At 62.8% G+C, this 13,349-nt stretch carries 13 protein-coding genes; 3 read left to right on the top strand and 10 right to left on the bottom strand.

Translation table 11 applies throughout. From position 1 onward, the window contains the following. Positions 1-14 precede the first annotated feature (14 nt). The 5 genes from ACOX7T_RS10100 to ACOX7T_RS10080 form a co-directional block, all read right to left on the bottom strand. Positions 15-2,162, bottom strand: a complete 2,148-nt coding sequence (locus ACOX7T_RS10100; RefSeq protein WP_433442365.1) for an ABC transporter ATP-binding protein — start codon at positions 2,160-2,162, stop codon at positions 15-17. After that, positions 2,156-2,620 (bottom strand): MarR family winged helix-turn-helix transcriptional regulator, encoded by a 465-nt coding sequence (locus tag ACOX7T_RS10095; protein ID WP_433442363.1) that lies wholly within the window; start codon positions 2,618-2,620, stop codon positions 2,156-2,158. Before ACOX7T_RS10095 ends, ACOX7T_RS10100 begins: the two co-directional genes overlap by 7 nt. 259 nt (positions 2,621-2,879) lie before the next feature. Beyond that, complete coding sequence (gene cysS, locus ACOX7T_RS10090) at positions 2,880-4,289, bottom strand: cysteine--tRNA ligase (RefSeq protein ID WP_433442361.1); 1,410 nt, start codon at positions 4,287-4,289, stop codon at positions 2,880-2,882. Between the two features lie 27 nt (positions 4,290-4,316). Further along, the gene (gene epsC / locus ACOX7T_RS10085; RefSeq protein ID WP_433442359.1) at positions 4,317-4,985 is read right to left on the bottom strand and encodes a serine O-acetyltransferase EpsC; all 669 of its coding nucleotides are present in this window, start codon (positions 4,983-4,985) and stop codon (positions 4,317-4,319) included. 328 nt (positions 4,986-5,313) lie between these two features. Continuing rightward, complete coding sequence (locus ACOX7T_RS10080; RefSeq protein ID WP_433442358.1) at positions 5,314-6,687, bottom strand: NCS2 family permease; 1,374 nt, start codon at positions 6,685-6,687, stop codon at positions 5,314-5,316. 262 nt (positions 6,688-6,949) lie between these two features. Here ACOX7T_RS10080 and ACOX7T_RS10075 point away from each other — a divergent pair, with 262 nt between their 5' ends. The 3 genes from ACOX7T_RS10075 (at position 6,950) to ACOX7T_RS10065 (ending at position 8,467) form a co-directional block, all read left to right on the top strand. Continuing rightward, positions 6,950-7,558, top strand: a complete 609-nt coding sequence (locus tag ACOX7T_RS10075; protein WP_433442356.1) for a helix-turn-helix domain-containing protein — start codon at positions 6,950-6,952, stop codon at positions 7,556-7,558. A 65-nt stretch (positions 7,559-7,623) separates the two neighbouring features. After that, on the top strand, positions 7,624-7,923 hold the full coding sequence (locus tag ACOX7T_RS10070) for a hypothetical protein (RefSeq protein WP_433442354.1): 300 nt from the start codon (positions 7,624-7,626) through the stop codon (positions 7,921-7,923). A 55-nt stretch (positions 7,924-7,978) separates the two neighbouring features. Next, positions 7,979-8,467, top strand: a complete 489-nt coding sequence (locus ACOX7T_RS10065) for a zinc-ribbon domain-containing protein (RefSeq protein ID WP_433442352.1) — start codon at positions 7,979-7,981, stop codon at positions 8,465-8,467. Positions 8,468-8,520: 53 nt separating this feature from the next. Here ACOX7T_RS10065 and pgsA read toward each other — a convergent pair whose 3' ends face one another. The 5 genes from pgsA to prmC all read right to left on the bottom strand — a co-directional run bounded on the left by pgsA (position 8,521) and on the right by prmC (position 13,151). Further along, positions 8,521-9,048, bottom strand: coding sequence for a CDP-diacylglycerol--glycerol-3-phosphate 3-phosphatidyltransferase (gene pgsA / locus ACOX7T_RS10060; protein ID WP_433442350.1), 528 nt, complete (start codon positions 9,046-9,048; stop codon positions 8,521-8,523). 3 nt (positions 9,049-9,051) lie between these two features. Continuing rightward, positions 9,052-10,401: a 30S ribosomal protein S12 methylthiotransferase RimO gene (gene rimO, locus ACOX7T_RS10055; RefSeq protein WP_433442348.1), complete on the bottom strand. Its 1,350-nt coding sequence runs from the start codon at positions 10,399-10,401 to the stop codon at positions 9,052-9,054. 94 nt (positions 10,402-10,495) lie between these two features. Beyond that, complete coding sequence (locus ACOX7T_RS10050) at positions 10,496-11,143, bottom strand: regulatory protein RecX (protein ID WP_433442346.1); 648 nt, start codon at positions 11,141-11,143, stop codon at positions 10,496-10,498. Then, positions 11,130-12,242, bottom strand: a complete 1,113-nt coding sequence (recA, locus tag ACOX7T_RS10045; RefSeq protein ID WP_433442344.1) for a recombinase RecA — start codon at positions 12,240-12,242, stop codon at positions 11,130-11,132. The genes ACOX7T_RS10050 and recA overlap by 14 nt, the downstream gene beginning before the upstream one ends. A 45-nt stretch (positions 12,243-12,287) precedes the next feature. Further along, complete coding sequence (prmC, locus tag ACOX7T_RS10040) at positions 12,288-13,151, bottom strand: peptide chain release factor N(5)-glutamine methyltransferase (protein ID WP_433442342.1); 864 nt, start codon at positions 13,149-13,151, stop codon at positions 12,288-12,290. Positions 13,152-13,349: the final 198 nt, after the last annotated feature.

Raw genomic sequence — 13,349 nt, 5'->3', positions numbered from 1 at the left:
GTGTTTTGTCTCGTTCATGCTCCCTCACCTCCCAACTCAGCTGCGGAGAGCTGGCTTCTTGCGATTTCCTGATAGGTGGGACAATTCTTCATCAGCTCCTCGTGGGTGCCGATGCCGGCGATCTTGCCCTCGTCCAGCACCACGATCTGGTCGGCGTGGAGGATGGTGGAGATACGCTGGGCCACGATGATGACGGTGGCGTCCTTGACCTTCTCGTTGAGGGCCCGGCGGAGGATCACGTCGGTCTTGTAGTCCAGTGCGGAGAAGGAGTCGTCAAAGAGGAATACTCTGGGATTCTTGGCGATGGCCCGGGCGATGGACAGCCGCTGCTTCTGGCCGCCGGACACGTTGGTGCCGCCCTGGGCGATGGGGGTCTGGTAGCCGTCGGGCTTGGAGTCGATAAACTCCTTGGCCTGGGCGATCTCCGCCGCCTCCTCCATGGCCTGGTCGGTGATGTCCGCGCCGCCGAACTTCAGGTTGGACTCGATGTCACCTGAGAAGAGCACGCCCTTCTGGGGCACATAGCCCAGCAGCTCGTGGAGCTTGTGCTGGGACAGATCCCGGATGTCCACGCCGTCCATGGTGATGCGGCCGTAGCTCACATCAAAGAACCGGGGGATCAGGTTCAGGAGGGTGGACTTGCCCGAGCCGGTGGAGCCGATGATGGCGGTGGTCTGGCCGGGCTGGGCGGTGAAGGTGATGTGCTCCAGCACGTCGGCGCCCGCGTCGGGGTAGCGGAAGGACACGTCCTCAAAGGCCACCACGCCCTGCCACTGCTCCCTGGTGTTGTCCTTCACCTTCCGCTTGTCCCGGATGACCGGCTTGGTCTGGAGCACCTCGTCGATACGTCCGGCGGCCACGCTGGCCCGGGGCAGGAAGATAGCGATCATGGCGATCATGAGGAAGGACATGACGATCTGCATGGTGTAGGTGATAAAGGCGATCATGTCGCCCACCTGCATGGTGCCCGCGTCGATGCCGTGGCCGCCGTTCCACACAATCAGGATGGACACGCCGTTCATCAGCAGCATCATCATGGGCATCATGAAGGTCATGACCCGGTTGGTGAACAGCTGGGTCTTTTTCAGGTCCAGATTGGCCAGGTCAAAGCGCTTCTCCTCGTGCTTCTCCCGGCTGAAGGCCCGGATGACGGGCAGGCCGGTGAGGATCTCACGGGAGACCAGGTTCATCTTGTCCACCAGGGTCTGCATCCGCTTGAACTTGGGCAGGGCCAGGCTCATGAGCAGAGCCACCAGCACCAGGGCGGAGCCCACGGCCACGGCGATAATCCACTCCATGCCGGTGTGGGTGGTGGCCACCTTGATGATGCCGCCGATACCCAGGATGGGGGCGTAGATGACGATGCGCAGCATGAGCACCACAACCATCTGCACCTGCTGGATGTCGTTGGTGGAGCGGGTGATGAGGGACGCGGTGGAGAACTTGTCAATCTCGGTGTTGGAGAAGGACATGACGGTCTTGAACACATCGCCCCGCAGGCTCATACCCAGCTGGGCGGCGGTACGGGAGGCCAGCAGGCCAACCAGGATGGCTGCCACGGCCATCAGCAGGGCGATGCCCAGCATCCTGCCGCCGGTGGAGAGCAGATAGTTCATCTGGATCTGGTCCAGATCCAGGCCCATGGCGGCGTACTCCTCCTTGACGAAGAGGAGGGCCTTCTGCTCCACGATCATGTCGGACTGGCTGCCGAACTGCTCCATGGCCTGGTCTGCCATGGCCTCCAGCTGCTCCAGAGTCATCTGGCCGGAGGTCAGCATGGCCTGGAGGGTGGCCGCGTCCATGCCCTGCTCCTCCATGGCGGAGAGCATGAGCATGGGCATACCGAATACCTCGTCCAGCTCCTCCAGGGTGCTCTCATTTACGCTGTTCCGGTACCAGATGCCGTCCTCACCCAGGGTGTAGGCGGCCTCTACCTTGTTCCAGTCGTCCTCTTCCATGAAGAGCTTCAGATTCTCCATGGTCTCATCCCGGATCTGGTCGGGGGCAGCGTGTTCAATGCCACCCTGCTGGATGCCGATGTCCACAATATCCGATGTGTACTGGGGCAGGCTCAGGTCGCACCAGGCCTGCACCACCAGCAGGAGCATAATGGCCAGGATAGGCCATTTCACCTGCTTGAGATAGCGAATCAATTTCAGCACTGCTCTGTCTCCTTTGCTCGTTCGTCCTCCAGAATGTCGGAGAACTGGTTCCACAGGTCAATCATGGTCTGGACGTTCTCCAGCCCCATTCTATCCACAACACGGTCCAGAAATGTGGAAAGCCGCGCCGCCGTCCGGTTCCAGGCCTCCTCTCCCTGCTCTGTGAGGAAAATGTAGGTGTTGCGCCGGTCGTTCCGGTCAATCCGCCGCTCGATAAGGCCCTTCTCCTCCATGGCGCGCAGCATCCGGGAGGCCCCCGGTGTGGACACCCGGGTGCACTGGGCCAGCTCCCGGACGTGCATCCCCTCGGGGTGGGCCTTCAGGTGCTCCCGCAGCATGGACAGCCCGAAGAACTCTCCCTGGGTCAGGCCCTCCATCTCGATGATCTGCCCGGTGTTCACCTTTCCGAACCGGTGCAGCGCCCGGAACAGGGCCCGTTCTGTCTCTCTGTGCTCCAATCTCTCACCAACTTTCTTTGCTAACTGTTAACAACGTTATTATTTAATCACGTTATGATATCATACGCGCCGGGCTTCATTCTGTCAACCGCATTGTGCACAAAAAAATCCATTCTCAGTACCATTCACTTTGTCTCATGCCCGGAAACGCCTCTCCGCCAGTGCTTTCCGTCTCTGTATTTTTTATGTCAACGACAGATATACAAAAGCCCCCTGGACTGCATCCGCAGTCCAGGGGGCAAAGCTGCTCTGTTTTGTTTTAGATCCGCTTCCACTCCACGCCGTTGGGGGTGTCCTTGATCTCCACACCCATGGCCTTGAGCTGGTCACGGATGGCGTCGGCCTGAGCCCAGTTCTTCTCCTTCTTGGCCTGCGCCCGCTGGGCGATGAGGGCCTCGATCTCCTCGGCGCCCTCCACGGGGGCGGACTCCTTCTCCTTCAGGGCGGCGGCACGGCCCAGCAGGTCCAGACCCAGCACCTTGTCAAAGTCGGCGATGATGGCCCGCTTGGTGGCGTCGCTCACGTCGGCCTTGAGAGCGTCGTACACGGCAGTCACGCCCAGGGAGGTGTTCAGGTCGTTGCCCACGGCCTCGATAAAGGCGGCTCTGGCGGCGTCCACGGCGGCCTGGTCCACGTCTCCATCCTCGCTCAGGGCGGCCACACGGGCCACCAGCTTGTCGTATGCTGCCTTGGCATTGTCCAGGTTCTCCCAGGAGAACACCAGGCCCTTGCGGTAGTGGGACTGGAGGCAGAAGAGACGGTAGACCAGGGGGTCGTAGCCCTTCTCCTCCAGCAGGGACACGGTGAGGAATTCGCCCTTGGACTTGCTCATCTTGCCGTTGCTGGTGTTCAGGTGGTGGACGTGCATCCAGTACTTGCACCAGGGGTGGCCCAGGTAGGCCTCGGACTGGGCGATCTCGTTGGTGTGGTGGGGGAAGGCGTTGTCAATGCCGCCGCAGTGGATGTCCAGGTACTCGCCCAGGTACTTCATGGAGATGCAGGAGCACTCAATGTGCCAGCCGGGGTAGCCCACACCCCAGGGGGAATCCCACTTGAGGGCCTGGTCCTCGAACTTGCTCTTGGTGAACCACAGGACGAAGTCAGCCTTGTTGCGCTTGTTCTGGTCCTCCTCCACGCTGTCCCGGACGCCCACGGCCAGATCCTCCTCGTCGTGGTCGTTGAAGACGTAGTACTGCTTGAGCTTGGAGGTGTCGAAGTAGATGTTGCCGCCGGCGGGGTAGGCGTAGCCCTTCTCCAGCAGGGAGGTGATGACCTTGATATAGCTGTCGATCATGCCGGTGGCGGGCTGGACCACGTCGGGGTACTTGATGTTCAGCTTCTTGCAGTCGGAGAAAAAGGCGTCGGTGTAGAACTTGGCGATCTCCATGACGGTCTTGTGCTCCCGCTGGGCGCCCTTGACCATCTTGTCCTCGCCGGTGTCGGCGTCGGAGGCCAGGTGACCCACGTCAGTGATGTTCATGACCCGGGTCACATCATAGCCGTCGTACCGGAGGAACTTCTCCAGCACATCCTCCATGATGTAGGAGCGCAGGTTGCCGATGTGGGCGAAGTGGTACACCGTGGGGCCGCAGGTGTACATGGACACCTTGCCGGGCACGTGGGGGACAAACTCCTCCTTGGTGTGGGACAGGGAATTGTAGAGCTTCATATCCTGATATCTCCTTGTTTTTATAGATTAAAGATTTCCGTTTTTGGCCTGCTGGTCGATGAACTGCTCCAGCCACTCCAGCCGAGAGGACAGGGCCTGGAGCTCCTTCTGCACCGGGTCGGTGACGTGGATCTGGTCCACCTTGGAGGCGTAATCCACCTTCTCGCCGGCGATGCGCACCACCCGGGCAGGCACGCCCACAGCGGTTGCATCGGGGGGAATCTCAGTGAGCACCACTGCGTTGGCCGCGATGCGGGAATTATCCCCCACCTTGAAGGGACCCAGTACCTTGGCTCCGGCGGACACCATCACATTGTTGCCCAGGGTGGGGTGGCGCTTGCCGTGGTCCTTGCCGGTACCGCCCAGGGTGACGCCGTGGTAGATGAGGCAGTCGTCCCCGATCTCGGCGGTTTCGCCGATGACGATGCCCATGCCGTGGTCGATGACCAGCCTGCGGCCGATCTTGGCCCCGGGGTGGATCTCAATGCCGGTCCAGCAGCGGCTCCACTGGGACACGCACCGGGCCAGGAAAAAGAGCCTGTGCCGGTAGAACCAGTGGGCAATGCGGTGGTAAATGACGGCGTGTACGCCCGGGTAGAGCAAAAATATCTCCAGGCGGCTGCGGGCCGCCGGGTCACGGGCCTGATAGGCCCGCAGGGTCTCGCCGAGTCTGGTCATGGAATACCTCCTGTCCATCCGCCTGTCCGGCGGGAGATAAAAGAAAACGCCTCCTGTGCCCAAAGGGCACAAGAGGCGATTAAAAACCGCGGTTCCACTCTCGTTTCTCACTCAAAGGCCGATGACGGGGCCAGCCGGAGGGCATCCACATCCCTCTCGCTCCCGGATGCACTTCGCGCGGGGTTCCCGCGGGACCGCTCTCAGCCGGTGACGGTCCCTCTCTGGCCGGTAAGGCCTGCGCTACTCTTTCCGTTCCTCGCGATATTCAGCCCGGGCAGAATCCTCCGCCGGTATAGTTCATTATACTATCACGGCGTCTTCGGTGTGTCAAGGGCGGCGTGTCCCTTTAAATCAGGACGTATTTGAGCACAAAGAGCACCGCCAGCACATACATGGCGGGGCTGATCCTGCGGCGGTTTTCCCGGCCGGCAGCGGCGTGGATGACCACGTAGGAGATGACGCCCAGGGCAATGCCCTCGGAGATGGAGTACAGGAAGGGGATGGCCAGGAAGCAGAGGAAGGCGGGGATGGCGTCGGCCAGATCGTTGAAGTCCACCTTGAGGATGGAGGCTGTCATCATAAAGCCCACCACAATGAGGGCGGGGGCAGTGGCAAAGGAGGGCACAGCCAGGAACAGGGGGGACAGGAACAGGGCCACTCCGAACAGGCCGCCGGTGACCAGGGCGGTCAGGCCGGTGCGGCCGCCCTCGGCCACGCCTGCGGCGCTCTCGGCGAAGGTGGTGACGGTGGAGGTGCCCAGCACGGCGCCGGCGGTGGTGCCGATGGCGTCGGAGAGCAGAGCGCCTCTCAGCCGGGGCAGGCGCCCCTGCTCATCCAGCATATCCGCCTTGGAAGCGATGCCGATGAGGCCGCCCATGGTGTCAAACACGTCCACAAAGAGCAGCGCGAACACCACAACCGCAAAGTCGGGGGTCAGCAGGGCGCTGAAGTCCATCTGGCCCAGGGTGGGCATCAGACTGGGTACGGCGATGCCGCCGGAGAAGTCGGGCAGCACACTGCCCAGCACCGAGGGGTCATACAGCCCGGTGAGCTGACAGAGGATGCCCAGGGCCCAGGTGGCCAGGATACCCCACAGGATATTTCCCTTCACCTTCCGCACCACCAGGATGCCGGTGATGAGCACGCCCACCATAGCCAGCACCACGGTGATGCCAACGGTAGAGAAGTCGGCTCTGTTGTCGGCGAAGCTGTACATCTCCACCAGGGTGGAGCCGTCCACCACCAGCTTGCAGTTCTGCATGCCGATGAAGGCGATAAACAGTCCGATACCCGCCGAGACGGCGTGTTTGAGGGACATTGGGATGGCGTTGAACACCGCCTCCCGCACCCGGGTCAGGGAGAGGAGGATGAAGATGACGCCCTCTACAAATACGGCGGCCAGGGCCATCTGCCAGCTGTACCCCATTTTGAGGACCACAGTGTAGGCAAAGTAGGCGTTGAGACCCATGCCCGCCGACAAAGCGAAGGGGTAGTTGGACAGGAACGCCATACATACGGTGGCAATCAGAGAGGCCAGACAGGTGGCGGTGAACACCGCGCCCTTGTCCATGCCCGCATCCCCCAGAATCATGGGGTTGACGGCCAGAATATAGGCCATAGTCACAAATGTGGTGACGCCCGCCACAACTTCGGTTTTTACGCTGGTGTTCCGCTCCCTGAGCCGGAACACCCGGTCCAAAACGCCTCCCTGTGTCTCCATGCGCATTCTCCTCCCTGCCGGTAAAGCCGGTTTGTCAACAGACATTAGTATAACAGGGTGGAAAGAGTTGTCAAGTATTCCACCTCTCTCCCCTTTTTGCACTCCTCAGATGCTTTTTTGCCCCTTGTCAACCTGAGGTTGACAGATTTCCAGTCTGTATCGCTTGAGGAACCCCCCTCTTTTTGGTACACTGAAACCAGAAAAAAGGCCGTCATCCCCCGGTGTGCGGGACGGCGGACGTTGGAATAGAAGGAGGTTCTCTATGGAACTGAATGAACGGATTGCCGCAGCCCGCCGGGCGGCAGGCATGTCCCAGGAGCAGCTGGGGGAAGCCCTCGGGGTGTCCCGCCAGGCTGTGAGCAAGTGGGAGAGCGGTCAGACCAAGCCCGACCTGGAGGCGGTGGGCAAGATGTGCGAGCTCTTCCATCTGTCCGCTGACTACCTGCTGCTGGGGCGGGAGGAGAAGAAAGATGACGGCTCCGCCGCTCAGGCCCAGCCCAAGGCTCAGACGACGCCCGGCGGCTACTCTCTCATCCTGGTAGACACCAATCCCAGCCCCTGGGAGACCCGCCGTATCCTGCGCAACAGCGGCATGTCGGAGGAGGATGTGGACCGGATGGTCCCCCTTCTGCCCGTGGCTCTGGCCTCCGGCCTGACGCTGGAGGAGGCCTACCGCCGGGCCAAGGACTTTGAGAGCTGCGGCCTGGTAAAGGTCATCCGGGACGAGAGCGCTCAGAGCCAGGAGTCCATGCTCCAGGCGGACCCTATCGAAGCCCCGGAGGAGAAGCGGGGCGGCCTGGGGTTCGGCGGCACAGTGCTGGCGGTCATGCTGGGCGTTATTCTGGCCCTGCTGCTCATGTCTCTTTTCTAAGGGATAACGCCATTCCGCTGGCTCTCATCCTCCTCACCGCATCCCTGTACTGGCTCAGCCGTCTGGTGCTCACCGGCCTGCCGGGAGCTGCAGGCCGCTTCTTCGCCTGGTACTTCCACGACATTCTGGCAGGAGCCATGATTCTCTCCCTGGCCAACCTGCTGCTGTCCGCCGGACGGCTTCCGCCCCTCACCAGAGCGCTGCCCGCTGCCGCCTTCCTGCTCCTGTGCGGCCTGTTTTGGGAGTATGTCTCCCCCCTTCTGATTTCCGGCTCGGTGTCCGATCCGCTGGACCTGCTGGCCTATCTGTCGGGTGGCCTGGCCCTCCTGCCCCTTCTCCGCCTTGCCCGGCAGCAGAGCCGGTGATAAAATAGAACTGAGTCCCTTCCACTCCAATGATTTTGAAAAAGAGGTGTGCAATATGGCGCTGATTCGCTGTCCTGAGTGCGGCAAGGAGATCTCCGACCTCTCCTCCGCCTGTGTCCACTGCGGCTATCCCCTGTCCCAGCTGCCCGACGACGCCCCCGCCTGCTCCCTGGTGCTGCTGGACGCCCAGCCGGGAGAAAAGATGGTGCTCCAGAACCTCTGCCGGGATTTCCACATGTCTCAGGCCGAGGCGGAGCAGTGCGTGGCCAACCTCCCCGCTGTCCTGCTCAAGGGCGTGCCCGCCTCCAAGGCCTACGAGGCCGCCAGATGTTCCTTTGGCCCCTGCGGCATGGCCAAGGTGGTACGGGACAGCGACACCAGAAGCCCGGAAGCCATTCTCCAAGCCAAGCCTGTGGCGGATAACCAGACCATCCGCCGGGTGCGCCCCCTCACCTTCTGGTCCACGGTGGGTGCCATTCTCACCGCCTTTGCCCTGTGGTGGCTTATCAGTCTGGTGCTCTCCGTCATCGTGGCCTCATTCTAATCCGTCATATAAAAAGACCGGCCGCTCAGCTGAGCGGCCGGTCTTTTTTTGTATCACATATTCTTCCAGTCCATAACGTCCCGGTTTTTGATAAAGTACTCCACGCCGGAGTAGAGGGTGGTGAGGACAATGATGGTCATGACCACCGTGTCCACCACCGGATTGGGGAACACGAACATGACGCAGATGCCCACCATGGTGGAGGCGGTCTTGATCTTGCCGGACCATGCGGCGGCAATCACTCTCCCCCGCTCCACGGCGATGAGCCGCAGGGCGGTGACGGCAAACTCCCGGGCGATGACAATCAGCAGGGCCCAGGCGGGGAAGCGGCCGGTCTCCACGAACCACAGCATGGCGGCCATGACCAGCAGCTTGTCGGCCAGGGGGTCCATGAACTTGCCGAAGTCGGTGACCTGGTTGCAGTGGCGGGCGATGTAGCCGTCCACGAAGTCGGTGATGCTGGCCAGGATAAAGATGGCCAGGGCTACATACTGGCTGTTGGGGAAGCCCAGATAGAGCACCACCAGGAACAGCGGAATCATGACTACCCGGCTGAGGGTGAGCTTGTTGGCCGTATTCATCCCTTACGCCTCCTCAATCTCGCCCATCAGGTCGCCGTCCTCGGTGCCGGTGATGCGCACGTTGACAAAGGTACCGGCGGGCACCAGCCCGGCGGCGGTGAAGAACACCTTGCCGTCCACGTCGGGGGAATCGGCGTAGGAGCGGCCGGCGTAGCAGCCCATGTCGGGGTCAAAGCCCTCGCAGAGCACCTCCAAGGTCTCGCCCAGGCGGCTCTCGTTGAAGGCGTCCATCACGCGGGACTGGAGGTCCACCAGCAGCTCCACCCGGCGGGCGGCGGTGTCGGGGTCCACCTGGTCAGGCATGACGGCGGCAGGGGTACCCTCCTCGGGGGAGAACTGGAAGATGCCGGCCCGCTCAATGTGGGCCTCCCGCAGGAAGTCGCACAGCTCCTCGAACTCCGCCTCACCCTCGCCGGGCAGACCGGCGATGAGGGAGGTGCGCAGCACCAGGCCGGGAATCCGCGCCCGCAGCTTGTCCAGCAGGGAAAGAATCTCCGCCTTGGTGCCCCGGCGGTTCATGGACCGGAGCAGCCTGTCGTTGATGTGCTGGAGGGGGATGTCGATGTACTTGAGGATCTTGTGCTCGCTGGCGATGACGTCAATCAGGTCGTCGTCCAGCTCGTCGGGGTACAGGTAGTGCAGCCGCACCCAGTGGAAGGGCAGCTTGCACAGCTCCTTGAGCAGCTCGCCCAGCATCCGCTTCTTGTAGAGGTCGGTGCCGTAGCGGGTGATGTCCTGGGCGATGACGATGATCTCCTTCACGCCCCGGTCGGCCAGCTCCTTGGCCTCAGCGAGCAGGGACTCCATGGTCCGGCTGCGGTAGCGGCCCCGGAGATAGGGGATGATGCAGTAGGAGCATCGGTTGTCGCACCCCTCCGCAATCTTCAGGTAGGCGGTATAGGCGGGGGTGGACACCATCCGGGCACCATCCTCAATGGTGTGGTCGATGTCGCCGAAGAAGGTGGGCTGGTCGCCCTCCATGACGGACTCCACAGCGGGGACGATGTCGGTGTAGCTGCCGGTACCCAGCACGCCGTCCACCTCGGGCATTTCCTCCATCAGCTCGTCCTTGTATCGCTGGGACAGGCAGCCCGTCACCAGCAGCTTGCCCAGAGCGCCCTTGCTTTTCAGCTCGGCCAGCTCCAGGATGTTGTCAATGGCCTCGCTCTTGGCAGAGTCGATAAAGCCACAGGTGTTGAGGACGGCCACATCGGCCCCCTCGGGGTTGGCGACCACCTCGTGGCCCGCATCCCGGCACAGGGCCATCATCTGCTCGGTATTCACCAGATTCTTGGCGCAGCCAAGGGAAACAAACGCAATTTTATACTGATTCACAGCGTGTAACTCCTTCATCTGAACGTGAAGTACAGGATATCACGAAACGTACAAAATGAAAAGGGGAAAATGCCCCATTTTCCGGTTTTCCCTTGAATTTCTCTCTCTGCTCTCAAATGCTCTCGTCCTCGAAGGTCTCACCGTACCGGCTCAGGGCGGCGCGGATGTCCTCCCAGCGGTAGCCCCTTCGGGCCAGCGCGGCGGACAGCTTGCCCACCGTCTCCCGGTTAGCGGTGCGGCCCATGAGCTTGCGGCGGATAAAGGCATCCATGGCGTCTGTGGGGTCCTGGACCTCCTCCAATGCCTGGTCCCAGTACTCCCGGGGGACACCCCGCTTCCACAGCTCGTCCCGCAGCTTCCGCTCCCCGTAGCCCTTGGCGGCGTAGTGCCGGGCCACGGTGCTGGCGTACTCGGCATCGTTGAGGTAGCCCAGCTCCTCCAGACGGTTGGCGGCCTCCTCGGCCAGCTCCTCGGGGATGGGCTCCTTCTCCTTGTCACGGGGCCGGGTGGTGAGCTTGTCCACCAGCTCCTTCCGGGACATAGGCCGTCCGGACAAAAGCCGCAGGGCCTTTTCCTTCACCTCGCCCCGGCGGACGGCCTCCTCCAGCTGCGCCCGCAGTTCTCCGGTCAGCTCCATGCCGGAGTACAGCCCGAAGCAGGCCACCTCGTTCTCGGTCACCCGCAGGATAGTCCCGTCCTCCAGGTGGCACAGCCACCGGCCCTGAATCCGCTGTGAGGGCAGGAGTTTAGTTATCCTCATCCTCGAAGTCCTCGGCGGACACGTCCACCGCGCGGCCGGCGGCACGGGCGGCGGCCTTGGCCTGGTTGGGCATCAGCTTGTAGGCGTCCCGGCGGATGTCGGCCTCCAGCTTGTCGGCCACCTCCGGGTTGTCACGCAGGAACTGCTTGGCGGCGTCACGGCCCTGGCCCAGGCGCATGTCGCCCATGGCGAACCAGGAGCCGCTCTTCTGCACCAGGTCCAGCTTGACGCCCAGGTCGATGAGCTCGCCCACCTTGGAGATGCCCTCACCGTACATGATGTCGAACTCGGCCTCCCGGAAGGGGGGGGCCACCTTGTTCTTGACCACCTTGGCCCGGGTGCGGTTGCCGATAACCTCGGAGCCGCTCTTGAGGGCCTCAGTGCGACGCACGTCGATGCGCACGGAGGAGTAGAACTTCAGGGCGCGGCCGCCGGTGGTGACCTCCGGGTTGCCGTACACCACACCCACCTTCTCACGCAGCTGGTTGATGAAGATGACAATGCAGTTGGTCTTGGCGATGGAGCCGGCCAACTTACGCAGGGCCTGGCTCATGAGGCGGGCCAGCAGGCCCACGTGGGAGTCGCCCATGTCGCCCTCGATCTCAGCACGGGGGGTGAGGGCGGCCACCGAGTCCACCACCACCACGTCGATGGCGCCGGAGCGGACCAGGGCCTCGCAGATCTCCAGGCCCTGCTCGCCGGTGTCGGGCTGGGAGATGAGCATGGACTCGATGTCCACGCCCAGCGCACGGGCGTAGGTGGGGTCCAGGGCGTGCTCGGCGTCGATGAAGGCCACCTCGCCGCCCCGCTTCTGGGCCTCGGCGGCCACATGGAGGGCCAGGGTGGTCTTACCGGAGGACTCAGGCCCGTAGATCTCAATGATGCGGCCCTTGGGCAGGCCGCCGATACCCAGAGCCAGGTCCAGTGCCAGGGAGCCGGTGGGGATGGCCTCCACCACAATGTTGGCGTTGTCGCCCAGGCGCATGATGGAGCCCTTGCCGTAGGCCCGCTCGATCTGGGCCATGGCGGTCTCCAGAGCCTTCTTCTTGTCAGCGGCGGGCGCCGCGCTCTCCACGGCGGCTTTCTTCTTGTCTGCCATGTTGTGTATCATCCTTTCAGCGGGCGGACGTCCGCCCCGGTGTTGTTATTGGTTGGCCGTTCCCTTCACCACGCGCCAGATGCCGCCGGTGTCCTGGAAGGTCTCAATGTCCTCATAGCCGCAGAGGGCCAGAATCTGCTCCACGTCGGCGGCCTGGCCGATGCCCACCTCAAAGAGGAGCACGCCGCCCAGCCGGAGGGCAGTGCGCCACTTTTCGGCAATATCCCGGTAGAAGTCCAGGCCGTCGTCGCCGCCGTCCAGTGCCAGGTGGGGCTCGTAGTCCCGGACAGAGGTGTCCAGGCCGTCAATGTCCCCGGTGGGGATATAGGGCGGGTTGCAGGCGATGACGTCAAAATCCCACAGCTTGGCGGACGGCGCCTGCCGTGCGTCGGCTTGGACGCAGGTCACCCGGGCGTTGAGGTCGTTGCGCCGGATGTTCTGGCGGCAGATCTTCAGCGCCTCCTCCGACACATCAGCCAGCACGGCCCGGCACAGGGGGGCGTTGGCGGCCACCGCCAGGCCCACGCAGCCGCTGCCGGCGCACAGGTCCAGCACTCTGGCCCCCTCTCCGGCGGCACGGGCGGCCAGAATAGCCTGCTCGGCCAACACCTCGGTGTCCGCCCGGGGGATAAGCACGTCTCTGGAGATATCCAGGGGCAGGCCGTAAAACTCCCACTCGCCGATGAGGTAGGCCACCGGTTCCCCCGCCAGGCGGCGGTTCATCAGCTCCGCCACCTTGGCCTCCACCTCGTCGGAGGCGTAGAGGGACATATCCCGGAGGAACTGCTCCCTGTTTTTGCCTGCCGCAAAGCAGACCAGCTCTCTGGCCTCCAGCTGGGCGGCCTCCACACCGGCCGCCTTCAGCCTCTTCCGGGCGTCCAGATAGAGATTGTTATAGGTTGTTGCCACACACACTCACACACCTGTCTGTGTTTTCTCTCTTTCTTTGTCACGCTGTATCTGCTCACGGCGGCTCAGCGCTTCTCCCTGTCACGCCTCGCACCCTCCGCGACGGCGCATAAGCCGTACGACTGCGGCAAAACCCATCCGGGGCTGTGCCCCTCCTTGGGCTTTTGCCTCCGCTCCCGTCTTATCCGCCTGCTCCCG

This window comes from Pseudoflavonifractor sp. (genome assembly GCF_050943825.1).
Lineage (GTDB): Bacteria > Bacillota > Clostridia > Oscillospirales > Oscillospiraceae > Pseudoflavonifractor.
The sequence above is the reverse complement of the archived record's forward strand: the minus strand, read 5'-3'. Positions and strand labels throughout refer to the sequence as shown.

Bases quoted from the DNA above. Each gene is read 5' to 3' on its own strand.
- cysS (WP_433442361.1), bottom strand. From the start codon at position 4,289: ATGAAGCTCTACAATTCCCTGTCCCACACCAAGGAGGAGTTTGTCCCC.
- ACOX7T_RS10075 (WP_433442356.1), top strand. From the start codon at position 6,950: ATGGAACTGAATGAACGGATTGCCGCAGCCCGCCGGGCGGCAGGCATG.
- recA (WP_433442344.1), bottom strand. From the start codon at position 12,242: ATGGCAGACAAGAAGAAAGCCGCCGTGGAGAGCGCGGCGCCCGCCGCT.
- ACOX7T_RS10080 (WP_433442358.1), bottom strand. From the start codon at position 6,687: ATGGAGACACAGGGAGGCGTTTTGGACCGGGTGTTCCGGCTCAGGGAG.
- pgsA (WP_433442350.1), bottom strand. From the start codon at position 9,048: ATGAATACGGCCAACAAGCTCACCCTCAGCCGGGTAGTCATGATTCCG.
- ACOX7T_RS10050 (WP_433442346.1), bottom strand. From the start codon at position 11,143: ATGAGGATAACTAAACTCCTGCCCTCACAGCGGATTCAGGGCCGGTGG.
- epsC (WP_433442359.1), bottom strand. From the start codon at position 4,985: ATGGACAGGAGGTATTCCATGACCAGACTCGGCGAGACCCTGCGGGCC.
- ACOX7T_RS10065 (WP_433442352.1), top strand. From the start codon at position 7,979: ATGGCGCTGATTCGCTGTCCTGAGTGCGGCAAGGAGATCTCCGACCTC.
- rimO (WP_433442348.1), bottom strand. From the start codon at position 10,401: ATGAAGGAGTTACACGCTGTGAATCAGTATAAAATTGCGTTTGTTTCC.